This window comes from Reichenbachiella agariperforans (genome assembly GCF_900142205.1).
Taxonomy (GTDB): Bacteria; Bacteroidota; Bacteroidia; order Cytophagales; family Cyclobacteriaceae; genus Reichenbachiella; species Reichenbachiella agariperforans.
On record NZ_FRAA01000001.1, the window covers coordinates 786,223 to 810,022 of the forward strand.

Consider the following 23,800-nt stretch of genomic DNA (forward strand, 5'->3'; position numbering starts at 1 on the left):
TTTAGGCTTGCCCAACTAAAGATTGGGAAATAATACTTACTTCGTCTTCTTGAACGAGCTCTGCTATATCTATAAAAATGATCATATCCTCGCTGGTATTAATGATCCCCTTGATATAGGTCTCATCTAATGAGGTATTTCGCAACAGTCCAGACGAACTGACAATATCATCACCAGACACTTTGACTGACAGAGGTACTTCATCTACCAAAATCCCTGCTTTAAAGTCTTTATTTTGAATCACTAATATGAATTCTTTCAGTTCTTCAGAGGTCTCTATCCCGAACTTTAGTCCAAGGTCTAAGACCACCATCACTGTACCACGGACATTGCTAATCCCTTTGATAAAATTAGGAGCATGTGGAATTTTAGAAACCTTAGGCGTATGGACAACCTCTTTGATTCTATCGATTTCAATGGCATACTTTTCCCCACCCATCTTGAACACGATCAATTGGACACTCTTGCCTGCATAGCTCTTGATCTCCTGATCAAATTTGGCTTTCAGTCTCTTCTTTGCTTGATACTCCTCTTCAGTCAGATACTTAACTGTCCCGATTTTCTGACGAAGTAAATCTATCCCTTGTGCCTGTGGAGGTTTTGCTAAACGCTGCTCTCTCTCTATAGAAACGACACCCGGAACTATGTCTACTGGTGATTCCTGCTTTTCGTCAACCACTGTTGGAGCTACAGACTGAGTCTCTTTTTTTGTCTCAGTTTGAGGAACTTCAGGTTGTTTGACCGGCTTTTTCACATCTTTTTTGACGGAGCTTACTTTTTTAGCCGACACCTTTTCTTTGGCAGACTCAGTCTTTTTAACAGGAGTCTTGACAGCCTTGGGTGTAGTTTTAGCCTTTATCTTTTCATTTACTTTTGATTTAGAAGCTGCCTTTTTCGCTTTAGCCTTTGGCTTAGCTGCGGACTTAACTGTCGGTTTAGCCACAGTTTCTTCTCCCTTCTTCTCAGAAGGAATCAATGTATCTTTCTTTAAGTTCTTCCCTAGTGGCATGGCTGCTAGTTCTTGGTTAATTTTAAGATTTCTTTAGCAAACTGACGATAGTCCTCAGCTCCATTGGAGTTAGGCGAATAGCTCAACACACTCTCACCAAATGATGGTGCTTCGCTTACTCTAACATTACTTCTGATTTTACTCTCAAAGAGATTCAAATCATAATTTTCTTCAATATAATCGTAAATCTCTCTACTAAGATTTCTCCGTCCATCTACCATCACGGGTAATAAACCGAGTATCTCCAACTTGTCGTTAAGTACCTCCTTGATCCGAGCAACACTGCTAACAATCTGATCGAGTCCCTGAAGGCTTAATACCTCCATCTGTAGGGGTACAATCACCCTTTCGGTAGCCGTTAGTGCATTGACTGTCAGTAATGACAAAGACGGTGGGCAATCTATCACTATATAGTCATAGTCTGCTTCTACCTCTTCTAGTGCCTTTTTCAAAACAGATTCTCGCTGCTCGATACTGGCTATATTGATCTCAACATCTGCCAAACTCATATCTGAGGGCGCAACAGACAGCCCTTCACGCTCCTGCAATATATCTGCTATTTTAGCTTCCTGCATCATCACATCAGCCATCGTCAATTCAGGAGCAGTCACTCCTAACCAATAACTCAAATTCCCTTGGGGGTCTAGGTCAATCAATAGCACTTTTTTCTTCGTCTGTGCCAGTGCACATCCCAAGTTCACTGAAGTAGTGGTCTTGCCTGTTCCTCCTTTTTGATTGATGACTGTAATTATCATGGTTAGCCGTTAATACTTACTCAATTTATTTTTCATCCCTTCTGTGATCTCACGAGAAATCCCCATTGTACCTATCACCTTCCCGTCAACATCCATTAGCGGCACTTTGGTATTTGTCACATAGATTATTTCGCCACTTGGCAAACGGTTCTCACTGATGTCATTTTCTACTCCCTTACCTGATTTTATGATCTTTTGCTCATGCTCAAACCATGCCTGAGCTAAATCCTTATCATAATAATCAAAATCAGATTTACCTATGACCTCATCCTTATCATTCAGCCCGACTAATTTGGCGACAGTCTTACTCGCACGAATAAATTTACTATTCAAATCCTTGAAATAAATCGCATCAGGCATATACTCTAGTAGCGAATCCAGCAACGATTTCTCCTTTTGATAAGCCGCTTCCTTCTCTTTTAACTCTTGTGCTTGTTTATCAAACTTAATCTCTGAAGCTTTCAACTCCGTGACATCCCTAGTAATACCAAACGTCCCAACAATATTACCATCCAGATCTATCAAAGGCATCTTGGTGGTAGAGCCATAAGAGACTTTACCGTCATGCATATCTTCTTTTTGGATTTGATTGAGCAATGGTTGACCTGTTTGAATGATTTTTTGTTCATCATCATAGGCTTGTTTAGCATGCTCTCCAAAGTAATCAAAATCACTCTTGCCTACTAACCCCTTCGGGTCATCTAACCCAAACTGCTTAGCATGAGACACACTATTTCTGATAAACTTGCTATCAAGATCCTTGAAATAAATGGTGTCAGGCATATAATTCAGTAAAGCATCAAGGAGATACTTCTCTTTTTCATAGGCCTCTTTCATCTTAAAGATTGCCGTATTTTCAGTGGCTGTACCAGACAACTTCACCATACTGATGCCATCTTTTAGCTTCTCTGCAATCTCTGATAGTTTCAGAGACTTCTCATTGTAAGTCTCCATACCTGATGACAGCTCGGTCGCTGAACTTGCCACCTCCTCTGTACCCGCAGCAGTTTGCTCTGCAATCACAACGACACCTTCTATTATCGAGACTACATTGTTTATCCCTTCAGTCTGACTCTTAGCTGAGTTCAATATTTCTTCAGAATAGCTCAAGGTAGAGTTTGAGGAATCCAATATCTCGGTAAACACACTCGCTGCTTCTTTAGAGGTTTCTTCCCCACTCTGAACACTACTAATCATCACCTCGATTACTTTGGTCGCCTCTAGTGTATCCGCCTGAACATCGGTAACTAGTTTTTCAATCTCCTGTGCTGATTTCCTTGAACCTTCGGCTAGTTTCCTAATCTCTTCTGCAACCACAGCAAAACCTCTACCTGCATCTCCAGCCTGAGCTGCCTCAATCGCTGCATTCAAGGCCAAAAGATTGGTCTGAGATGCGATATCAGTTATCACACCCAACACTCTTGCGATTTCCTTAGATCGGTCAGCCAGCACCTTGATCGAATCATTGGTCTGACTAGAAAAAGCTGAGATATCTCCCATGTTGTACATCACACGGTTGACCATTTCCTTACCTTTTTCGCTGCTGATTAATCCCGCTTTAGCTGCTTCATTAATCGTTTCAGCTTTTTGCCCCATCTCATTCGATGATGTCAAAATTGCCTCAATCAGATTAGATGACTCATCTACCTTGGACACTTGAGTCTGTGCTCCGTGGCTCATTTGCGATATCGCTGAAGCGATCTCTCGCGTATTGGTACTCATCTCCTCACTAGACCCCCTCATTTCCGCTGATGACTCTTCTACAAAAATGGCACTCTGTGCAATCTGATGCATCAATCCATCTAGATTCTCCATGGCCAAGTTCATGTTATCAGCCATTTTTTTGATATCTCCTTTTGCAGCATCTGAATAGCGCAAGGTTAAATCTCCTGCGGCCATCGCTCCCAAAAGACGGTTAAATCTCATGAGTGGTTTGTAGAATGACTCTATCAGATTATTGACTCTTTCGCCAAGTCCTGACCAAGCACCTACTTTAGTTTCAGTATTGATTCTAGCAGACAGATTCCCCTCTTCGCCTGCTTCATAAATAACTGTATTAATATCTTCCAAAGCTTCACGAAGATTGCCACGCATCATCAATAAAGCATGCCCCAGTTCATCTTTTTCACCAGAGGGCGTATACTCTCTATCCAAGTCTCCCTGTCCGATCGCCTTGGCAAAATCGGTCTTATCTCTCAGGTCATATATTAGCTTATTCATGAGAGACTGCATCTGACTCAGTTCATTATTTTTCTCATCGATCTCTAAGTCACTACTATCCAACTGCCCCACAGATAAATTTTGTAAGACACGGTGGGTTCGTTCTATCGCTACTGTGATCTGATTCGAATAATTATAAACAATGTAAGTCAGCAGAATCATCCCCAATATCCCGACGATAATTGTGTTTCTGAGCGTAGATACAAATGATGCGGTAATCGCAGTATAGGGCACTACTGTCACAACAAACCACGGCTCTTCAGATCTGCCTATATTTAGTGCTGACAGTGCTACGTATATTTTATCTCCCAACACCTCATCATATACCGTAAATGAGGCAAAGTCTGAGTCTTGAATTAGATCTGACATGCGAAAATCTAATGATTGATTAATAGGGAGATCGTCAATATTAGTATTGATCAATGAATCCTGAGGGTACGACACCAATGTACCATCATAAGCTGCCAAAAAGGTATATCCTCCTTCAAAACCATTCAATTGAGACATTTCCTTAAATTCATTCAAAGACATGTCAGAGCCTATCATCCCCATGTAGTTACCCATATCATCAACAATAGGTACAATAGGAGAAGTACCCAATATCAAATCATTAGAGTTTACATCATAGGAGTCATAAGTATACGGGGGTGATATGGTCTCCTTCTTTTTGATTTTGGTATCGAGGTACAAACTCCCCTGATCATCACCGTCCAGATTCAACATAGTGATCGTGGTATTTCTCTGACCATTTTCCAAATAACATGTGGTACGCTCTCTACCATAAGGTTTTGTCCAAGTGGTATCTATGGCTGTTAATTCCCAGCTTAGCCAAGTCGACTCATAGAGTGGGTATTCTTCCAATACACTAAACATCAAGTCCTCTTGAAGTACTTTTCGTTCGTCAGCAGGTCGAGTAGCATAAGACTCAATGATAACTGCCATCGCTCTAATAGAAGACATCACATCATTTAGCTGAGCCTTGATCTCGTTGGATTTCTCCTTGGCCACTGAGTTAAGAAGCTGTTCAGCATCATGAATAGACTTCTCTCTCATGTTGTACCCTACGTATGTCAAGGTCACTGCATAAATCCCTATCGCAACACCGAGTACGAGGAATATTAGTTTCCCCCGAATGTTCATGTCTTTTAACATATAATCTATTATTTCTCTCCTAAATCTTCATTTTTCATTATGTCAAGCATATCAATCCAAACCACAATTTTTTGATTGCGTCTTATGATACCTTTAACATAATTCAATCCAAGTGTCGACTGATTGATGATATTGGTGGCCTGCGTAATTTCACTCTCCTTTACCATCATAGTATTAGGTACAGCCTGCACACTAATCGCAAATTTCAAATCCTCGCTCTTCATGACCAGTACAAACTTTCCTTCCGTCCTTTCATGCTTCAGCCCGAATCGGAGGGCCAAATCAATGATTGCCAGAACATTCCCTCTTACATTCGCTACCCCCTTGACAAAATCAGGTACCTGAGGCACGGGTGCTATCGTAGGGCATGGCACGACCTCCTTGATTTGATCAATCGAAACCGCGTACTCTTCATCTCCCACGCTAAAGGCAACCAACATATAAGTCTCCTCATGTTCGGTAATATCTCGCCCCTGACCATCATCATTCATCTCTTTCACAGCCTGAGCAGTGTCATTGATCAATTTTAGCCTTTCGTCATCCGACAGTGCTCGTTTTGCAGACACTTGACTCTCACTTTGGGTAGCTATTTCGTTGCTCATTTTGTCAGATTGATATTAATACTTCTTGATTTAAATTCCTTGCTGCTTAAATTTTCAAACCTATCACGCTCCTATACCCATAGTCTGAGAACATCTTAGACTGCATGCCAAATGGCAGCTTGTGCACCTCACTCAACAGCATCTTCAATGCGCCTGCGTCTTCTCGTTGTTCATTCGTTTCTTCGAGAATATTGACGGGTACGATGTACAGTGCTTTGATATTCTCGCCAGACACCGTATTGACATCATACTCTATGTCCTTACCAGGCACCATCACTTCCTGATTACCTGCCAGAGTCTTAAACTCATTTCTATCATTGAGAAAAAACACATCATGATAAGCAGCAGAATGCGTCAGCTTGTCCTGTTTCTTATCATATACATTCACTGCTATCTCTAGTGGACAAGTTGTCTCAGTCTTTTGTCCCAAAAACCTCACATATATTCTAGTGGAGAGCTTCTTGAGAATCAAATCTGATTTAGTACAATTCTCTTTGTAGATAATCTCAGTCAGCATAGCACTCACGAAAGAATTGAGTGCTAAAGCCTCTCTGGTATGGGTCTTCGAAAAAAACGAGGCAATAACCAATTGATCATTACACTCTCCAAACCAATATCCATTTTGATTGACACGGTTCTTATCATAGACGATAAAAGCATCTTCTGTATATAGCTTGAGTTCATGCTGGTTAGGCAACATAGAGTCCTTCAGGCTCAGGAGATAATTAATTCCTCCATCCATAAATTCGGACTTCTTGGTCTTTGACTCTTTTACCAGGCTATTGATATCATTTTTGAGTTGCTTAGACTCGCTAGTTTCCACCAGAGACATGGTTGACTCGAGCAGGTCAATTCCTGTATCTTGACTTTTGACAGCAGGCCGCGGTTTCTTTGCCACAGCTTTTTCTGCTAGACGCTCTTCTTTTTTCTCAAAGGCTACATCGATTTCTTTACGGAGCGTTTCGGGATCCCATGGTTTTTTCAAAAATCGGTGTAGCCCTACTTTTTTCTTCACTTCACTGATATCCTCTTCATCACTAAACCCCGTCATGATCATCCGTATAATATCAGGGTACATCGGTACGATTTTCAACAATAAATCAGACCCGTTCATACGAGGCATACACTGATCCGTCATAATCAAATCGACTGTATTCTGTGATAGCACTTGCTGTGCCTCGAACGCATCGATAGCCGTTAAGACATGATAAAACTTACCAAAGTTCCTATTGAATACACGCAGATTCACTTCTTCATCATCCACATACAGTACTGTATACTTCTTATCTACGTCCGTTTTATATGATTTATTCAACAAGTCCTCCACGTTGTATATTTAGTCTTAGATAAATTGGTTTGTTCCTCGTTCTTTTTTGAGCTGTATTTTTTTCGGCAAGTTGACCGTAAACACTGTTCCTTTACCCTCAGTACTATCTACCGAAATTGTCCCTCCATGCTTATCAATAATACTATAAGTAATCGACAGACCTAAACCTGTACCCTTACCCACAGGCTTAGTTGTATAAAACGGATCGAAAATCTTCTTGCGTACATCCTCAGGAATACCTTTCCCGTCGTCTTGCACTTGAATCTGTACCGTGTCCGCATCTTTATCAATGGTACGAATCGTTATCGTCCCTTTGAAGTCAATCGCATCAGCAGCATTACCGATTAGGTTGACCAGCGCTTGATTGAGTTGCCCAGGAAGACATTTTATGGCCTTTAGCCCATGATCAAAATCTTTGAGAATCTTAGCCTTCTTCTTATACTTTGGCTTTAGAATCAGCAGGGCATTATCAATAATAGTCCCTACCTCTGCTTCTTTAACCTCATGTTCGTCTTGACGAGAGAAGATCCTAAGGCCATTGACGATCTCAGTAATACGGTTGGTACCGTAACTTACATCATCGATGGACTCCTCTGTCAACGTTCGAAGCTCCTCGTACTCTTTGTCATCATCACGAATAGACTTGTAGAGCTTTTTAACATCTTCTATCGTAGGCTGCTCACATACCGTGCGGTAGTTCTGAATGAACAATTGATATTTCTCAAAATTCTCTTTGATGGAGTTAACCCCGTTGGACACGAAGTTGACAGGGTTGTTGATTTCATGCGCAATACCTGCTGTAAGCTGTCCCAGTGAAGCCATCTTCTCAGAATGCAACACCATGGCTTGTGCGTCCTCTAGTTTGTCATATATCTGCTCCAATTCGGTCTGACTGCTTGTTTTTTGTTTTTCACCTAGGCGACCTTTGAGCTCTCCATTTTGCGCAACTACTTTATCATAGGCCTCCTTAAAGACCTTCTTCATTTCCTTGCTCTTGTTATTGAGGAGATTGAGTTTTTGATAAAGACTCTGACTCTGAACCCTACAATCTTTTAAATCTTCGTTGAGTTCGCTAATCTGTTGTCCGTATTGGCTTTGTAGTTTCTTCTTTTCACTTTCGAGGGATTGAAGTGTTTTTAGTTTACTGAAAGCCACAAAAGCTCCTACAATAAGGAGGGCAAAACAAACGATGGCAAAAACCAGATATACATTGGAGGATGCAGCCTGATCTTTAAGGCTATTGATTTCCTCACGGGAGATGGTCTGCCCTATGGTGTCCGAATAGACAAACAAGGCAACTAATAACAACGGTAGATAATGCTTACTCTTCACAATATTTTTCTTTTCTTAAATATAGCAGTAGAAAGAAAAACACACACTAGAAAGTCTAAAGTTTAACTAGCCTGTTTCAGAGATTGTTTGATTTTGAATACCCCAATGAAATTAAATGGATGCTGATAATGCTGACTCATCTCTTTGCCAGTTTCCAGTATTTTCTCATTGTTTTTTTCGTAATACCAATTAAAAGTCACTTTTCTATTTTCATTCTCTAGCGAAATCAACTTTTTGACTAGAATATAGATATAGGTAGTAGACCCAGTCATGTTCTTCAATCCGAAGTTTACGACGATCTCTTTCTTATTGGCACTTTCAAATTCATGTAAAAGACTAAATATATGTCCATAAAAGCTCAGCGGATCATCTGGTGTCGACACTCCCGTAATCTCTAACAGTCCTTTGGCAGGGCTGAATTCGATCGAAGGCGTTGATCCTGTGGCTCTAATGAAATATCCATCCATATTTTTGGTGGGGGTTGGTAGGTATCCCTACTGTGAAACATTCTATTCTACTGCTGTTACAAATGTAGAAAACTAATGTTCTGGATACAACTGGCTATTCTACCTAATTTAGGTATTAAGAAATTCTCGTAAAACTGGTACTAATGCAGTTCTCAACCTGTGGTATATCAAAAATCCTTAACTGACTCTTTAAGAATTCGAATCGTTAAGATAAAATAGCAGTGCTCTGCACTGACAGGGTCAAAATAATACTCGTACTCGGTCCCTGTCTTCTTCTTGATATCGATAAAACCAAGGCCAGCCCCCCCCACATCAGAGATACTCCCTTCGGCCATCGCCTGTTTGTGCATTTCTCTTAACCCATCTTTATCTAACGCATTGATTTTATCCAAAGTATCACGCAACCTAATCGTGTTCTCAGTAGAGATTTGGTTACCAGTGGTGACATAATACTCGTCTTCATTGTGTCCGATCAAGAAAATACCATCCTTTGCCAAACCCTGCTCAAGACTATTGGATGCATAATCTGCTGTACTATCCGCATGTTTACAGATGTTTTGAAGCGCTTCGATCATCACATGATAGACACGTTTGGTTGTCTGTTTGCTCTCCTGACGTTCGATCATACTCTCCTCCATCATATCTGTGATACCATCGATAGTAGACTGAGTCACTTTGCCCAAATAGACAATGTTGGCTGCAGATTCTTGCATGAGATCCTGAAATGCAATTATATTTTTCAGGTGATTGAGCTGGGTTGCTTGCTTACTTCTGTTTCTATTTTTCCTCATATCTACGAAAAAAAGGGTGGCGATGAATTTGACCTCAATATTAAAATAAAACTATTTCAGTTCGAAATAATACCATCAACATTAATTTCTAATTTACTCAGATCATTCATGGCATTGATTAATGACACCTTTTGAAACCTACGTAAATCACTAACTGATATCTTCGTTGGGTGCAGTATTTTCTCGTTGATCAGCTGAGTGCGACGTATTCCTGACAGTAGAGGAGTCTCTGGGGTCAACCATCTATTCCCATCATAAAACGCCAAATTGGCAAAATAACTATCTGTCAACATCCCATCTTTAACTATGATAATATCATCTGCTTCACCTCTTTTTTCGAACAAAGTGGATAGCGCACTGCGATCTACATACTTATAAGTATAATCTATCTCATCCCCCTCGACCAACCGTAAAGATTGAATAGTGGGTCGGTGATAAACGATAAACTCTACATACACCTCACTTTCGTCATACAACACTCTACACTTATGCTGGTTACAATCAGGAATCTCTGGAAGCAACTTACCCAAATCATGAATATGCGCCTGTGGATAAAAGTGAGCAAAGGTTCTGTTCACACGCTGTTGATGCAAATCTAACAGTTCTGGTTTACCTCCTTGATAATTAATACTTTCAATAAACTGGGACATACACTTTATCTATCATTTCCTGGTATTCGGCACTAGCATCACTGAGAGAATGAATCCCTCCTCCACTCTTGTAAACCCATTTACCACGTTCATTTTGAATAAAGCGAATCATGACTCCACTGTCAAAATTCTCCCCATCAAAATACCCCATTACCCCTGTATAAAAACCTCGGTCGTACCCTTCCACCTCTTCTATGATTTTCAACGTCCTGGCTTTAGGAGCTCCGCTGATCGATCCCGCGGGTAAAAGTGAAAAAATAATCTCTCCCATTCGCTCCAAATAATCCGTGGGCAACTGACCTGTAATCTTAGAACTGGCCTGTAGAAGATGCTTATGATTGGTCCTGATCTCATCTAAATAGCGAAACTGCTCCACCCGCACGTTCGACGCATGAATACTCATGTCGTTGCGAATGAGGTCAACAATCGTAGCGTGCTCAGCGAGCTCTTTCTTGCTATTCAGCAAAACATCTCGGGCATGTGGCAAATCTGCATCAATCGTCCCCTTCATAGGAAAAGAAGATATTTGTCCCTCGTAAATCTGTACAAATATCTCAGGCGAAAAAACCACAAACTCATCGCGACACCACAGTCGATAGCGGGCATTGCTACGAAAAAACACATCTTGTAGACTACAATCTCCCTGCACAGGCGTAGGGCAAGTCAAATTGAGCAGGTAACTATTGCCTTGTGTCAGTTCGTGATGGACTCGGTTGTATTTTTCCTCATATGCTGCGAAAGACATCGGACTCCTCTCTAGCTGCGTAGACACATCTCTGCGATCACTCCCCTGCGCATTGCCATGGCCGTTGATCTGATACATGATCTGTGTCGGATCGATCTCTTCTGTGGTCAGTACTAGATTATTCTGCCCTTTGAAGTCAGAAATAAACAAGAATGGAGTACGCGCAGATGCCAATTCATTGATCCGAGCGATTGCCTCGGTTTTACTTCGCATCGAGTTTTGATTTTTGACGCGTCATCCGGTACCACGTCCTTTTGACAAAGCCCCAAAAAAACGCAAATTGGCCAAACAAAAAACCATAAAAAAGAAGGATACCCAAGTAAACAGGAAGGATAAAAATGTAGTATAAAATAGTAAACAGAAACTCATACTGATCCGAACTGGTAATCATACCCATAATGGGTTTTCTCAAAAACATCACAGAAAACCCCGTACAAGCAAAAACTAGAAGTACCACTACTACTTGCCAAGCATTTTTCAGCTTCCACCTCGCTTGCAACTTATCCAAAAAACCCATTTACTGCAGTTTATCCATATACTTGTCCTTGCTCTTGATTTTAGGAGACTTCTTGTCCAAAACGAGAAACTGCTCCCAAAAATCATTAACTGGCACCCCTGCCACCACCTTGACAGGCTCCTTGCTAACGGGATGAATAAAATCCAACGAACGCGCATGCAGGTTGATACTGGCATCTGGGTTGGCTCTAGCAAACCCATATTTCAAATCGCCCCGGATCGGGCAGTCCATACTAGCCAACTGTACGCGAATCTGGTGAGGCCTCCCTGTCTGCGGTTGTACTTCTAACAGATAATGGTCATTGAGCCCTCCTAAGACTTTGTACTTGAGTTCAGCTCTTTGCGAGCCTTCTACTTCTTTGTCAAACGCCTCAGTCTTGTTTTTGGCGGGATCTTTCTTGAGCCAGTGTACAAGTTTATCCTCTTTCTTCGGTGGTCTATTTTTCACAATCGCCCAATACACCTTTTTGATCTTCCGGTCTTTGAAGAGTTTGTTCATGCGCTCCAGACTCTTAGATGTTCGAGCGAATACCACCAAACCACTGACCGGCCTATCTAATCGATGAACCGTCCCTAAAAATACCGCTCCAGGCTTATTATACTTTTCTTTTACATAGTCCTTACAGTAGTCCAAGAGCGGTTTGTCTCCTGTCTTGTCCCCCTGGACAAGGATACCTGGCCTTTTATCTACGATGAGCAGGTGATTGTCTTCATATACTGAGTAAAACGGCTTTTGCATGATAGTAAGTTAATGTGTGAACAAAGATAAACTTAAAACTCACTGGTAAAATGAAAGTCAATGTCAGGAAAATTATCCTGCACCATCTGCAACCATGCCTTGGACTCAGCCATAAAGACCAACTGGCCATCCTTGTCCTTCGCGATATGTCTATATTTTGACTTGATAAATTCGTCCAATTTTTTCTTATCCTTGCTCGTAAACCAGCATGCTTTGAATAAATTCATCTGAGCAAAACGGCACGACGCACCATACTCATGGAGCAATCTGTGCTGAATCACCTCAAACTGTAGAGCGCCTACCGTACCGACGGCTTTTCTAGCTCCCATCTCGTAGGTGAATAGCTGTGCCACTCCCTCATCCATGAGCTGCTTTAGCCCTTTTTCGAGTTGCTTGGTCTTCATCGCATCGGTATTAATAACTTCACGAAATATCTCTGGAGAGAAACTCGGGATACCTTTGTACATCCCCTTCTCTCCCTCACTCAGCGTGTCGCCAATCTTGAGATTACCCGTATCGTAGAGTCCTACGATATCACCAGGCCATGCCTCATCGATGATTTCCTTACTCTGCGCCATAAATGCCGTCGCATTGGAGAATCTAAATTTCTTATCCAACCTCGTATGGTAGTAAGTACTTCCTCTCTGAAAAGTCCCCGCACATACTCTCACAAAGGCAATACGGTTTCTGTGTTTGGGATCCATGTTGGCGTGAATCTTAAAGATAAACCCTGAAAACTTGGACTCCTCTGGTTCGATGACACGCTCATCTGTTTCCCGTTTCATCGGGTTGGGTGCGATATCGATAAAACAGTCCAGCAGCTCCTGTACTCCAAAATTATTGACCGCACTGCCAAAGAACACAGGGGCTACCTCACCGCTACGGTAGGTCTCTATCTCAAACTCTGGGTATCCACCATCTACTAATTCTACATCTTCACGCAGCGTCTTGGCATAGTTCTCACCGATCAACTCATCCAGTTTAGGATCATTGAGATCCGTGATACTGATATCATTGTCGGTATCGAGTTTTTGCTTACTAGCCGTAAACAGCTTCAATTTCTTTTCATACAAGCTATAAACCCCCTTAAAGGTCTTGCCCATACTGATCGGCCAACTAAGTGGCCTCACCTTTATCCCGAGTTTTTCTTCGATTTCATCGAGCAAATCGTATGGATCTTGCCCCTCACGATCCAATTTATTGATAAACACCATGACAGGCGTGTTTCGCATACGGCAAACTTCCATGAGCTTTTCAGTCTGAATCTCCACCCCCTTAACACAGTCCACGACCAGCACTACGCTATCTACCGCCGTAAGCGTACGATAAGTATCCTCCGCAAAATCCTGGTGACCAGGTGTATCCAACAGGTTGATTTTGCGACCCTTATACTCAAACCCCATCACAGAAGTCGCTACAGAGATACCTCTCTGCTTCTCTATCTCCATAAAATCAGAAGTGGCGTGTCTATCGATCTTATTAGACTTGACCGCCCCAGCCGTTTTGATCGCTCCCCCGAACAGCAACAGCTTTTCCGTCAAAGTAGTTTTACCTGCATCAGGGTGACTGATGATGCCAAATGTCCGTCTCTTCTTTATTTCTTCCTGTATTGTCATGGATTCACTTCAAAATGAGGCGCAAAGATAGTATGCCATTTTGAAGTTGTGAAAGGATGTTGACAACTACCTCCAAAATGATCTTCCTTGAGTCTAATTGTTACTCCAAAAACTTCTTTCGATTGTATGATATTCTTTATTTTACCCATCCAAACAAGAAACACAACCCTATGACTACCACATTGATTCGATTAATCCTATCCGCAATTGCTGTTCTGATCTGTGCCTACATCTTACCTGGCGCTCACGTAGATGGCTTTTGGACTGCTCTCGTAGTAGCTGGCGTGCTGGCTGTCGTCAACATCCTTTTCAAACCAATTTTGGTGATATTGACCATCCCTGTGACCATCGTGACACTCGGGCTCTTCCTGCTCGTCATCAACACACTTATGATCATGCTCGTCAGTGCACTCGTCCCCGGGTTCACGGTAGATGGCTTTTGGTGGTCCTTTTTGTTCAGCTTAATACTCTCATTGATCAACTCACTATTGGGAGGATTGAACAACAACGAATAGCATGTCGTGCTGGACAGATTACCTCTCTAAGTCCAGCACTACTTTCAAATTGAACCGTACGACATTTTTTAAATCCATGGGCAAATCTCTTGGCTTTTGTAGAAGCCTGCGGTTATCAATGGCACGGATTTGATCAATCAATACATCAGAATCAGTATCTAATCCTGACAGTACAGTAGGTACACGTACCCTAAGCACTTTCGCATCATCGACGAGGTGAGTAGTCATCGGGCAAACGAGCGTACTCAAATGCACCTCGTTGAGCAGGTTGAACTGTACAATCAGAACTGGCCTCACCTTGCCTGGCTCAGTGCTTCTCAGTGGATTGAGGTCTGTCAACCAGATTTCGAAAGGTCTCGGCATCCTCAACCCAACAAGAAGCCATCATCCTCCAACTCCTCTAGCTCACGCAACACCTCAGCAGAGCTCGCATATACCGCCTGCGACTCCTGTAGCAAATCCTGCCGCATCAATCTGCGTTTTTGGAACTGACTGTAAAACTTTAGAGCCTCATTGATGTACTTGTTTCTTTTCTTGTTGATTTGAGAGATAATCTCCTCGGTCTCCGAAAAAACACTTTCGTCCAGTTTGCGTGATAAGTTTTTCATGTCGATATTCTTTATTTAAATACACTAAAAGCATACACTGTAATTCCTCCTGTGTCGAGATTTCTTTATCGGTGACTCACATGTTGTCACACTTTTCAGCCACCTAAGTTTACAATTCGGCAGACATCTTCTCACTTCGCCGGTCACATTTATGACAATGTGTCACTTCTGTCAGTCAAACTTGAATTGGCACAGCTGTTGTTGAAAGCAGAGTATCAATTAGAAAAAGAATTTAGAAGCGATAAATTAAAATTAGATCATGGGAAAAATAATCGGAATCGATTTAGGAACTACCAACTCTTGTGTCGCTGTAATGGAAGGTAACGAGCCAGTTGTCATCCCTAACAGTGAAGGAAAGAGAACAACTCCTTCTATCGTTGCATTTTTGGACGGTGGAAAAGGCGAAAGAAAAGTAGGTGACCCTGCCAAAAGACAGGCCATCACTAACCCTGAGAATACCATTAGCTCAGTCAAAAGGTTCATGGGTAAGAAGTTTGGTGAAATCTCTGAGGAAGCCAAAACTGTATCTTACAAAATAGAAAGTGGAAACAATGACACGATCAGAGTAGCGATCGGTGACAGAAAATATACCGCTCAAGAGCTATCTGCAGTAATCCTTCAGAAAATGAAGTCTACTGCTGAGGATTATTTGGGTACAGAAGTAAAAGAGGCAGTCATCACTGTCCCTGCATACTTCAACGACGCAGAACGTCAGGCAACCAAAGAAGCTGGTGCTATCGCGGGCTTGGAAGTTAAGAGAATCATCAATGAGCCTACTGCTGCGGCATTGGCTTACGGTCTCGATAAGAAAAACGCTGACATGAAAATCGCAGTGTTTGACCTTGGAGGGGGTACATTCGATATCTCTATCCTAGAGCTCGGTGACGGTGTATTCGAAGTGAAATCTACTAACGGTGATGTACACCTTGGAGGAGACAACTTCGATACAGTAATCATCGACTGGTTGGCTGCTGAATTTCAAAACGACGAAGGATTGGATTTGAAAAAAGATCCAATGGCGCTACAGCGTTTGAAAGAAGCTGCTGAGAAAGCAAAAATCGAATTATCAAGCAGTACTTCTACAGAGATCAACTTGCCATACATCATGCCAGTAGATGGTGTACCGAAGCACTTGGTTAGAACTTTGAGCAGATCTAAGTTCGAGCAGTTAGCTGACTCATTGGTCAAAAGATCAATGGATCCTGTAAAGAAAGCTTTGGCTGACTCTGGTCTTTCTCTATCTGAGATCGATGAAGTAATCTTGGTAGGTGGATCAACTCGTATTCCAATCATTCAGGAAGAAGTAGAAAAGTTCTTTGGCAAAAAGCCATCTAAAGGTGTCAACCCTGACGAAGTAGTAGCTATCGGTGCTGCGATCCAAGGTGGTGTCTTGACAGGTGAAGTTAAAGATGTATTACTCCTAGACGTGACCCCACTTTCTTTAGGTATCGAAACCATGGGCGGTGTATTCACCAAGTTGATCGATGCGAACACAACGATCCCTACTAAGAAGTCTGAGGTATTCTCTACAGCAGCTGACAACCAGCCATCTGTAGAAATCCACGTACTCCAAGGTGAGCGTCCAATGGCTAAAGACAACAGAAGCCTAGGTAGATTCCACTTAGATGGTATTCCTCCAGCACAAAGAGGTATTCCACAGATCGAGGTGACTTTCGACATAGATGCTAACGGGATCATGCACGTGACATCTAAAGACAAAGGATCTAACAAAGAACAAAGTATCCGTATCGAAGCTTCATCTGGATTGACAGACGAGGAAATCGAAAAGATGAGACAAGAGGCTGAAGCAAACGCTGAGTCTGACAAAGCAGAGAAAGAGAAAATCGAAAAAGTAAATGCTGCCGATTCGATGATCTTCCAAACTGAAAAGCAGTTGAAAGAATTTGGCGATAAGCTGTCTGATGACAACAAAGCCAAAATCAACGCAGCGCTTGAAAAGTTGAAAGAGGCACACAAAAGCGGTGACCTAGCAGCTATCGACACTGCCCTAGAGGAAATCAATGCCGCATGGCAGGGAGCTTCTCAGGAAATGTACCAGGATACGCAAGACGGCGCAGCAGGTGCTGCCGGTGGAGCGCAACCAGGTCCTGACGCTGGTGCAGATGCTGACTCTGATGTCTCTGACGTAGAATTCGAAGAAGTAGAAGATAAAAAGTAATATGATTAGATACTAGACACTAGTATCTAATTCAAGAATTGAAGCCTTTCTGGGAAACCAGAAAGGCTTTTTTTATGCCCCCTAACTACATTCAACCTCCTTTTTTTATAAAAAAATTATTTTTTTATACCGTTATGTGTAATTGTTATTTTTTTTATACATATTTGCTCATCAAGTAACTAAAAATCAAGTAGATGAAAGTTTTAAAAGCAGCATTTGTAGCATTCGCATTATTGACATTAGTATCAGCATGTAGCCAAGAAGAAGAGCTAGTATTACCAACTTTGGATTTCCAAGAAACGGAGACAGTGGGTGATAGAGAAGATGGAAAAACTCCACCTTTAGGAGACTAAGACAGAACTCATATAAATCAAAAAATGGATTAAAGATGATTTCTATGGCAACTATGTCAAGTATAAATTATCTTTAATCCATGAAGAAATTCCTAGTAGTCACACTCATCACCATTCTATCTGGGGCAACCGTATTCTACTTCTTATCGTCTGACCGAAAAAGCATCCCACAGGACATCAAGCCTTCTATAGAAAAAATGACCAACGGGGAGTATGACTCAGCTATCATATTGGCAAAAAAAATTCTAACCTTTTCTAAAAATGATAAAAACAAATTCTTAGCACTGAGTATCATTGGGTACAGTTTTTATGAAAAAAGAGAAGCCGATTCATCCTTCCACTATTACACAAAGGCGCTTTCTATCAAAAACATAAACAATACAGAAAGAGCCAATGCTCTCAACATGGTCGGGGTTATCTTTCAACACAAACAAACTCACCCTTCGGCCATCAAGTATTTTCAACAGGCCATTAACCTCTATGAAACTGGAAACAACAAGAAGCTCCCTATAGCCTACTACAACCTAGCATATAGTCAAAGTCAAACAGACAACATTGCCTGTATAGATTCTTATTATAAGGCACTAGAGTATGCCTCCAAGTTTGAAGACAAGAGATATGAAGCCTATTGTTTGTCAGATTTGGGTAATCTTATGTTAGAAACCAGCAATTACGAAGCAGCTACAGAGTACTTTCACGAATCATTGGATAACGAGTACACTAAGAATCACGTCCGGTCTAGAGCCATTGCTCTCCAAGGGCTCGGAGAAGCAGAATATGCTTCTAAAGACTATGACAGTGCTAAATTACATGCATTGGAAGCACTCAAGATAAAAACCGAGCGCAGTTATGATGACCTACTGTTTACCTCCTATTTCTTGCTAGGTAGGATATATCGCAACACAGGCGACCTGAATGAAGCAGAGAATAATCTAAAAAGAGCAGTAATCTACTACCCTCATAATGAAAGAAACAAGCAAGCGGTAAATGTATTTAAAGAACTGAGTGATGTTCAGCTACAACTAGGCAAAATACAACAGAGCGAATATCATAATCAGTTGCACTTCGAAGAACTCGAAAGGATATTGGATGAAAAGAAAAAATCCTACAATATGAGTAAAGTGACCATATAAATAATCACTTTACTCACAACACCACAGTTTCAATCCTCTTGAAACTGTAAATAATCTTTGAACTGATAGGCTAGACTTGCAGCACCTACTATCGCTGCCCCTTGAGTCCCCAGTTGAGAACGCATAAGTTTCACTTTGCCTTTGTACATACCGAGGAGGTTTTTTTCCAAATGCTTGCGTGTCGGATCTAAAATCAATCCATCTGCCAAAGCAAGTCCTCCAAATAAAAATATAGCCTCAGGGTTCACAACTGCTACCAAATTAGCCAACTGCCTACCCAAAACCTTTCCTGTAATACGAAAAGCCTTTTGTGCCAAAGCATCCCCAGCATTCGCTGCTGTAGCTATATCTCTAGAATATAAGTCATCAAATGCCACCCCTCTCAAAACACTAGGTGTAGTATACTTTGCTAATAGCTCCATCATGGTTCGTTTAATCCCCGTAGCAGACACATAAGTCTCTAAACAGCCTTTCCTACCGCAGTTGCAATCTCTACCCCCACTGCCCTTGATCAATACATGACCATACTCGGCTGCCAGACTATCACTTCCTATTAGCAAGTTACCAGAAGAGACTATTCCGCTACCCAAGCCAGTCCCTAAAGTAATCATGACAAAGTCTTTCATCCCTTTGGCTCCACCGAAAACCTTCTCTCCCATGGCTGTGGCATTGGCATCATTACTCAAAACCACCGGCACGTCAAAATACTGACTCATCTTTTCTACTAACGGCAGGTCACCACTCCAAGGTAGGTTGGAGGCTCCTGTGATCATTCCCGTATAATAATTACCACCTGGTGCACCTACTCCAACTCCTTCGAGTTGACAATCAGGATACTGAACCAACATCTGCTGAATAGCTTCCACTATTTGACTTACAAAATGATCAAACGTCTCTCCGCCCGTGTCAATTTTATCTTCACATAGTAAATTCCCACTGTTATCGACGAGACCGAACTTTGTTCCTGTCCCCCCGATATCAATCCCTACAATCACACTTTCCATCTTTTTTAATCCAGATTAAGCTTAGTCATTATTTTAAACAAGGCAACCGTGCCTACTATCGCTACCATGGTCAGGATGACCCCTTGTATCATATTGCCATACACATACCCACCTATGGCAAACAATGAAGAATATATCACTGTACAGCCAATAAATATGAGTAGAACCTGCCTTGGCATCTGCCAGGTTATCCCTTCATTTTCATCACAGGGTTTACCTTCTTGGGCCGCTTCTTCTACTACTTTTTTCCATCCTGGCCCACCTGGACGAGTGAGCTTATAGAACGCTCTCAATGTTTCTTTGTCTTCTGGAGGTGTCAAAAGCGCAGTAGCCAACCATGTCACCGTCACTACACCAGTCGTAATCAATATCTTCATCGTCATCCCATCGAGTAATGAAGTAGCTACCGTAGCATCATCTACCACCAAAGTCAATACCACTGCCATGACTGTAGCGACCACCATAGCGACGATTTCCGTCAAGGCATTAATTCTCCACCAGAACCATCTCAAAAGATATATGGCACCTGATCCGGCACCAGAAAGGAGGAGAATATTAAAGGCATCTGTAGCATTATCTAGGATAGTTAAAGACAACGTACCTGCAAAAAACATCAGCACTACAGTTGTCATTCGCCCCATGGCTACCATTTGCTTTTCACTCGCATCTGGCTTGACAAATCGCTTATAAAAATCATTGACAAAATAAGATGAACCCCAGTTCAAATGAGTCCCTATCGTCGACATGTAGGCCGCAATAATAGATGCAACCACCAAACCTAACCAACCCGACCCGAGTTTGGACAACATCACAGGGTAAGCTATATCATCTTTGAGATAGGTAGGGTCTATATTCGGAAACTCCGCCTGAATAGAAGCCATATCTGGATAGATAATGATCGAAGCAAGTGCTACGATAATCCATGGCCAAGGTCGCAGCGCATAGTGCGCAAAATTGAATAGCAAGGTCGCACCAACAGCATTTTTTTCGTCTTTGGCTGAGAGCATACGCTGGGCGATGTAACCTCCCCCACCTGGCTCAGCGCCTGGGTACCACACTGCCCACCACTGCACAGCGATCGGAAATAACAACAACGGCACCCATACCGACGGATCAGTAAAATCTGGTACTACGCTCAGTTTTGACTGTACTGCTGGATGAGTAATCAATTTAGTCAACCCTCCAACTTCTGGCTGACTCAACGCCACATACGCTGCATATACAGCTCCAAACATCGCTATACCATACTGGAAAAAATCGGCCCAAACGACCCCTTTGATCCCGCCCAAGGCTGAATAGATCACTACTACAATAGAAGCTCCCACTACGACAACCCATGGATCAAGACCAAGCATGACTCCACCGATCTTGATCGCTGCTAAAGTCACAGACCCCATAATCAAGCAGTTGAAAAACACGCCTAAATAGATCGCTCTAAAGCCTCGAAGAAAAGAAGCCTTCTTGCCTCCATATCGGATTTCATAAAATTCTAAATCCGTACTCACAGCAGATTTTCTCCACAGACGGGCATAGATAAACACAGTCACCATACCAGTAATCAAAAAGGCCCACCAGGCCCAGTTTTTGACTACACCATTTTCGCGAACAAAACCTGTCACTAGATTGGGCGTATCTGCCGAAAACGTACAAGCCACCATCGAGATACCCAACAACCACCACGGCATACCTCTACCTCCAAGGAAAAATTCGCTAGAACTCTGCCCAGCTGATCTAGATGCCTGCCATCCTATCCCTAAAACTATCAGGAAGAAAATCCCGATAATAACCCAATCTATTGTCTCTAATAACATATGAATTCTATTCGATTATAAAAATTAACCAACTCAAACCTAAGCAATACAAGTGGATAGAGAAGTAAACACTTCCCAACAATTATTACATAAAGTGATGTCGAACAAAACCTTCTACAGCCTCGTATTCGGCTAGCCCGAGTTCGTCATACTCATAGGCAGTCTGCCTATTTCTGTCCTCAGAACGCTGCCAAAACTCTCTATCGTCCTCTCCTTGGAATACCACTCCATCTTTTTGGGACTGGTGTCTCCAGATCGCTACACGTTTTTTGAGTAGTTCCTCTGGGCTAATCGGTACAGCCATTTCTATCTCATCGATAGGAAACTCATGCCACGCCCCTCTATAGAGCCACATCCAACAGTCCTTCATAAACTTCTCTGTTTTCAACTGATCGACTGCCGCAAAAATCCCTTTGAGACAAACCTCGTGCGTCCCGTGTGGGTCAGCCAAATCTCCTGCTGCATAGATTTGATGCGGTTTGATCTCCTCTATGAGGTCCTTGATAATTTGTACATCTGCAGTACCTAGTGGATTTTTCTCTACTTTGCCCGTCTCATAAAATGGCAAATCCAAGTAATGCACTTGACTATCAGGAATACCGTAATAACGACAAGCACTGATGGCTTCTCCTCTTCGAATCAAACCTTTGATCTTCCGTACTTCTACAGGAAGCACCTCTTTGTTAGCGCCAGCTTTGATCTGTTTGAACAGCTTATCAAAGACTTTATCATCCGCTTTTTCTCCTGCCGCATACTCATAGAGATTTTTGGCAAATTCCGCAAAACGGTAAGTCTCATGGTCTGCCACTGCGATATTACCTGAGGTCTGATAAGCTACATGTACTTCGTGCCCCTGATCTACGAGTCTCAGGAATGTGCCTCCCATAGAGATCACATCATCGTCTGGATGCGGAGAGAAAATAATAATACGCTTTTTAGCTGGATTGGCACGCTCTGGTCTGTGACTATCGTCTGCATTTGGTTTACCCCCAGGCCACCCTGTGATAGTGTGCTGAAAATGATTGAACATCTTAATGTTAACCGCATACGAACCTCCCTCTCCTAAGATATCTGACATACTGTTGTCATTGTAATGACGGTCAGTCAATTTCAAGATAGGCTTATTCACTTTTTGACTCAACCACACCACAGCCTTACGCTTCAAGGCATCCGTCCATTCGCATTCGCCCACGAGCCACGGTGTCTGTATACGTGTCAACTGCTGTGAAGCAGACTCATCCATCACAAAAGACACATCGCTATGCTCTTGTAAGAAAGTAGCAGGCACATTGCTAGACATTTCGCCCTCCACGGTCTTTTTGACAATCTCAGCCTTCTTCATTCCCCATGCTAGGATCACGACTCTTTTTGCTTTGAGGATCGTACCGACTCCCATCGTGACTGCCTTGGTAGGCACATCTGCCATGCTATCAAATGCAAAAGCATTGTCTTGGATCGTCAAGTGATCTAGGGTAATCATTCGAGTGGTAGAGTTGATCTTAGATCCAGGTTCATTAAACCCAATATGTCCCGTACGGCCTATTCCTAGGAGCTGAAAATCTAGTCCACCATAGCTTTCGATCTTTTCCTCGTACTGTGTACACGCCTCAGACATGAACTCGAAGGGTGCTTTCCCATCAGGGATATTAATGTTTTCGGGAAGAATATCTACATGATCGAAGAGGTGATGATGCATAAAATAGATATAACTCTGCACGTCCTCTTTGGCCAATCCATAGTACTCGTCGAGATTGAATGACACGACGTTCCTAAAGCTAAGCCCTTCTTCCTTGTGCAACCTGATCAGTTCTTTGTAGACTTTGATGGGAGAAGATCCAGTGGCCAGTCCTAATACACATTTTTCATTTTTTTCTGTTTTGTAACGGATCAATGCTGCTATCTCGTGTGCTACAATGACAGATGCTTCTTCTGCATCTGTGAATACTTCTGAATGAATTTTTTCAAACTTGGTGGACTCTAGAGTACTCCACTCCTTTCTACTGATACGTTTCATCTTAGGCTTTGCTTCTAATGTATTCATGGCTATTCAAACTATCTAAATGTAAGAAAAACAGACCAGATATAAGTCGACAATTTTGACTAACTATTGACACAAACACTTGGATCTGGCCTTGTTTTACTAATTCAAACTCAAAAAGTATTTAATCGCAGGGCGATAGCCCTTTGGATTTAATTGCTTGGTTAAAACTAATTCTACTCCTCCACTTGCTAAAAGATATTAGCTGAAGTGAGTGCTACTGAAGCTAAACAGCAAC

The 23,800-nt window shown here is 42.1% G+C and carries 22 protein-coding genes; 4 read left to right on the plus strand and 18 right to left on the minus strand.

Annotated elements, in window-relative coordinates; translation table 11 throughout:
- Position 1 precedes the first annotated feature (1 nt).
- The 13 genes from BUB99_RS02940 to BUB99_RS03000 form a co-directional block, all read right to left on the minus strand.
- Positions 2–1,009, minus strand: a complete 1,008-nt coding sequence (locus BUB99_RS02940; RefSeq protein WP_073119277.1) for a chemotaxis protein CheW — start codon at positions 1,007–1,009, stop codon at positions 2–4.
- A 5-nt stretch (positions 1,010–1,014) separates the two neighbouring features.
- A complete protein-coding gene (locus tag BUB99_RS02945; protein ID WP_073119279.1) occupies positions 1,015–1,764 on the minus strand; it encodes a ParA family protein in 750 nt (249 codons plus the stop codon).
- Positions 1,765–1,773: 9 nt separating this feature from the next.
- Entirely contained in the window at positions 1,774–5,136 is a 3,363-nt protein-coding gene (locus BUB99_RS02950) for a methyl-accepting chemotaxis protein (RefSeq protein WP_073119281.1), read from the minus strand.
- Positions 5,137–5,144: 8 nt separating this feature from the next.
- A complete protein-coding gene (locus BUB99_RS02955) occupies positions 5,145–5,738 on the minus strand; it encodes a chemotaxis protein CheW (protein ID WP_073119282.1) in 594 nt (197 codons plus the stop codon).
- Positions 5,739–5,784: 46 nt separating this feature from the next.
- Complete coding sequence (locus BUB99_RS02960) at positions 5,785–7,053, minus strand: response regulator (protein WP_170863723.1); 1,269 nt, start codon at positions 7,051–7,053, stop codon at positions 5,785–5,787.
- Positions 7,054–7,080: 27 nt separating this feature from the next.
- Positions 7,081–8,397: an ATP-binding protein gene (locus BUB99_RS02965; protein ID WP_139280871.1), complete on the minus strand. Its 1,317-nt coding sequence runs from the start codon at positions 8,395–8,397 to the stop codon at positions 7,081–7,083.
- A 62-nt stretch (positions 8,398–8,459) separates the two neighbouring features.
- Positions 8,460–8,864: a DUF1987 domain-containing protein gene (locus tag BUB99_RS02970; RefSeq protein ID WP_073119287.1), complete on the minus strand. Its 405-nt coding sequence runs from the start codon at positions 8,862–8,864 to the stop codon at positions 8,460–8,462.
- Positions 8,865–9,031: 167 nt separating this feature from the next.
- Positions 9,032–9,655, minus strand: a complete 624-nt coding sequence (locus BUB99_RS02975) for a SiaB family protein kinase (protein WP_084190318.1) — start codon at positions 9,653–9,655, stop codon at positions 9,032–9,034.
- 56 nt (positions 9,656–9,711) lie between these two features.
- Entirely contained in the window at positions 9,712–10,305 is a 594-nt protein-coding gene (locus BUB99_RS02980; RefSeq protein WP_073119289.1) for an aminotransferase class IV, read from the minus strand.
- The gene (locus BUB99_RS02985) at positions 10,289–11,263 is read right to left on the minus strand and encodes an aminodeoxychorismate synthase component I (protein WP_073119290.1); all 975 of its coding nucleotides are present in this window, start codon (positions 11,261–11,263) and stop codon (positions 10,289–10,291) included. The genes BUB99_RS02980 and BUB99_RS02985 overlap by 17 nt, the downstream gene beginning before the upstream one ends.
- Entirely contained in the window at positions 11,253–11,567 is a 315-nt protein-coding gene (locus BUB99_RS02990; RefSeq protein ID WP_073119292.1) for a DUF6787 family protein, read from the minus strand. Before BUB99_RS02990 ends, BUB99_RS02985 begins: the two co-directional genes overlap by 11 nt.
- Positions 11,568–12,308, minus strand: coding sequence for an RluA family pseudouridine synthase (locus tag BUB99_RS02995; RefSeq protein ID WP_073119294.1), 741 nt, complete (start codon positions 12,306–12,308; stop codon positions 11,568–11,570).
- Between the two features lie 29 nt (positions 12,309–12,337).
- Complete coding sequence (locus BUB99_RS03000) at positions 12,338–13,921, minus strand: peptide chain release factor 3 (RefSeq protein WP_073119296.1); 1,584 nt, start codon at positions 13,919–13,921, stop codon at positions 12,338–12,340.
- Positions 13,922–14,091: 170 nt separating this feature from the next.
- Between BUB99_RS03000 and BUB99_RS03005 the strand changes: the two genes are divergently transcribed.
- Positions 14,092–14,436, plus strand: coding sequence for a phage holin family protein (locus tag BUB99_RS03005; protein WP_073120556.1), 345 nt, complete (start codon positions 14,092–14,094; stop codon positions 14,434–14,436).
- An 18-nt stretch (positions 14,437–14,454) separates the two neighbouring features.
- Here the strand turns inward: BUB99_RS03005 and BUB99_RS03010 are convergent, their stop codons facing one another.
- Positions 14,455–14,799 (minus strand): type II toxin-antitoxin system PemK/MazF family toxin, encoded by a 345-nt coding sequence (locus BUB99_RS03010; protein ID WP_073119298.1) that lies wholly within the window; start codon positions 14,797–14,799, stop codon positions 14,455–14,457.
- A 2-nt stretch (positions 14,800–14,801) separates the two neighbouring features.
- Complete coding sequence (locus BUB99_RS03015; RefSeq protein WP_073119299.1) at positions 14,802–15,044, minus strand: hypothetical protein; 243 nt, start codon at positions 15,042–15,044, stop codon at positions 14,802–14,804.
- Between the two features lie 259 nt (positions 15,045–15,303).
- On the opposite strand from BUB99_RS03015, the gene dnaK reads away from it, so the two are divergent.
- The 3 genes from dnaK to BUB99_RS03025 all read left to right on the plus strand — a co-directional run bounded on the left by dnaK (position 15,304) and on the right by BUB99_RS03025 (position 18,709).
- Complete coding sequence (gene dnaK / locus BUB99_RS03020) at positions 15,304–17,223, plus strand: molecular chaperone DnaK (protein WP_073119301.1); 1,920 nt, start codon at positions 15,304–15,306, stop codon at positions 17,221–17,223.
- A gap of 194 nt (positions 17,224–17,417) precedes the next feature.
- The gene (locus BUB99_RS20355) at positions 17,418–17,576 is read left to right on the plus strand and encodes a hypothetical protein (RefSeq protein WP_170863724.1); all 159 of its coding nucleotides are present in this window, start codon (positions 17,418–17,420) and stop codon (positions 17,574–17,576) included.
- Positions 17,577–17,656: 80 nt separating this feature from the next.
- On the plus strand, positions 17,657–18,709 hold the full coding sequence (locus tag BUB99_RS03025; protein ID WP_073119303.1) for a tetratricopeptide repeat protein: 1,053 nt from the start codon (positions 17,657–17,659) through the stop codon (positions 18,707–18,709).
- A gap of 29 nt (positions 18,710–18,738) precedes the next feature.
- Here the strand turns inward: BUB99_RS03025 and BUB99_RS03030 are convergent, their stop codons facing one another.
- The 3 genes from BUB99_RS03030 to nagB form a co-directional block, all read right to left on the minus strand.
- The gene (locus BUB99_RS03030) at positions 18,739–19,713 is read right to left on the minus strand and encodes an ROK family protein (protein ID WP_073119305.1); all 975 of its coding nucleotides are present in this window, start codon (positions 19,711–19,713) and stop codon (positions 18,739–18,741) included.
- A gap of 5 nt (positions 19,714–19,718) precedes the next feature.
- On the minus strand, positions 19,719–21,524 hold the full coding sequence (locus tag BUB99_RS03035) for a sodium:solute symporter family protein (RefSeq protein WP_073119306.1): 1,806 nt from the start codon (positions 21,522–21,524) through the stop codon (positions 19,719–19,721).
- An 85-nt stretch (positions 21,525–21,609) separates the two neighbouring features.
- Positions 21,610–23,565, minus strand: a complete 1,956-nt coding sequence (gene nagB / locus BUB99_RS03040; protein WP_073119308.1) for a glucosamine-6-phosphate deaminase — start codon at positions 23,563–23,565, stop codon at positions 21,610–21,612.
- Between the last annotated feature and the right edge of the window lie 235 nt (positions 23,566–23,800).

Bases quoted from the DNA above. Each gene is read 5' to 3' on its own strand.
- BUB99_RS03005 (WP_073120556.1), top strand. From the start codon at position 14,092: ATGACTACCACATTGATTCGATTAATCCTATCCGCAATTGCTGTTCTG.
- BUB99_RS03015 (WP_073119299.1), bottom strand. From the start codon at position 15,044: ATGAAAAACTTATCACGCAAACTGGACGAAAGTGTTTTTTCGGAGACC.
- BUB99_RS02990 (WP_073119292.1), bottom strand. From the start codon at position 11,567: ATGGGTTTTTTGGATAAGTTGCAAGCGAGGTGGAAGCTGAAAAATGCT.
- nagB (WP_073119308.1), bottom strand. From the start codon at position 23,565: ATGAATACATTAGAAGCAAAGCCTAAGATGAAACGTATCAGTAGAAAG.
- BUB99_RS03010 (WP_073119298.1), bottom strand. From the start codon at position 14,799: ATGCCGAGACCTTTCGAAATCTGGTTGACAGACCTCAATCCACTGAGA.
- BUB99_RS02945 (WP_073119279.1), bottom strand. From the start codon at position 1,764: ATGATAATTACAGTCATCAATCAAAAAGGAGGAACAGGCAAGACCACT.
- BUB99_RS02975 (WP_084190318.1), bottom strand. From the start codon at position 9,655: ATGAGGAAAAATAGAAACAGAAGTAAGCAAGCAACCCAGCTCAATCAC.
- BUB99_RS02970 (WP_073119287.1), bottom strand. From the start codon at position 8,864: ATGGATGGATATTTCATTAGAGCCACAGGATCAACGCCTTCGATCGAA.
- BUB99_RS03025 (WP_073119303.1), top strand. From the start codon at position 17,657: ATGAAGAAATTCCTAGTAGTCACACTCATCACCATTCTATCTGGGGCA.
- BUB99_RS03000 (WP_073119296.1), bottom strand. From the start codon at position 13,921: ATGACAATACAGGAAGAAATAAAGAAGAGACGGACATTTGGCATCATC.
- BUB99_RS02940 (WP_073119277.1), bottom strand. From the start codon at position 1,009: ATGCCACTAGGGAAGAACTTAAAGAAAGATACATTGATTCCTTCTGAG.
- dnaK (WP_073119301.1), top strand. From the start codon at position 15,304: ATGGGAAAAATAATCGGAATCGATTTAGGAACTACCAACTCTTGTGTC.
- BUB99_RS03035 (WP_073119306.1), bottom strand. From the start codon at position 21,524: ATGTTATTAGAGACAATAGATTGGGTTATTATCGGGATTTTCTTCCTG.
- BUB99_RS02950 (WP_073119281.1), bottom strand. From the start codon at position 5,136: ATGTTAAAAGACATGAACATTCGGGGGAAACTAATATTCCTCGTACTC.
- BUB99_RS02980 (WP_073119289.1), bottom strand. From the start codon at position 10,305: ATGTCCCAGTTTATTGAAAGTATTAATTATCAAGGAGGTAAACCAGAA.
- BUB99_RS20355 (WP_170863724.1), top strand. From the start codon at position 17,418: ATGAAAGTTTTAAAAGCAGCATTTGTAGCATTCGCATTATTGACATTA.
- BUB99_RS03030 (WP_073119305.1), bottom strand. From the start codon at position 19,713: ATGGAAAGTGTGATTGTAGGGATTGATATCGGGGGGACAGGAACAAAG.
- BUB99_RS02955 (WP_073119282.1), bottom strand. From the start codon at position 5,738: ATGAGCAACGAAATAGCTACCCAAAGTGAGAGTCAAGTGTCTGCAAAA.
- BUB99_RS02985 (WP_073119290.1), bottom strand. From the start codon at position 11,263: ATGCGAAGTAAAACCGAGGCAATCGCTCGGATCAATGAATTGGCATCT.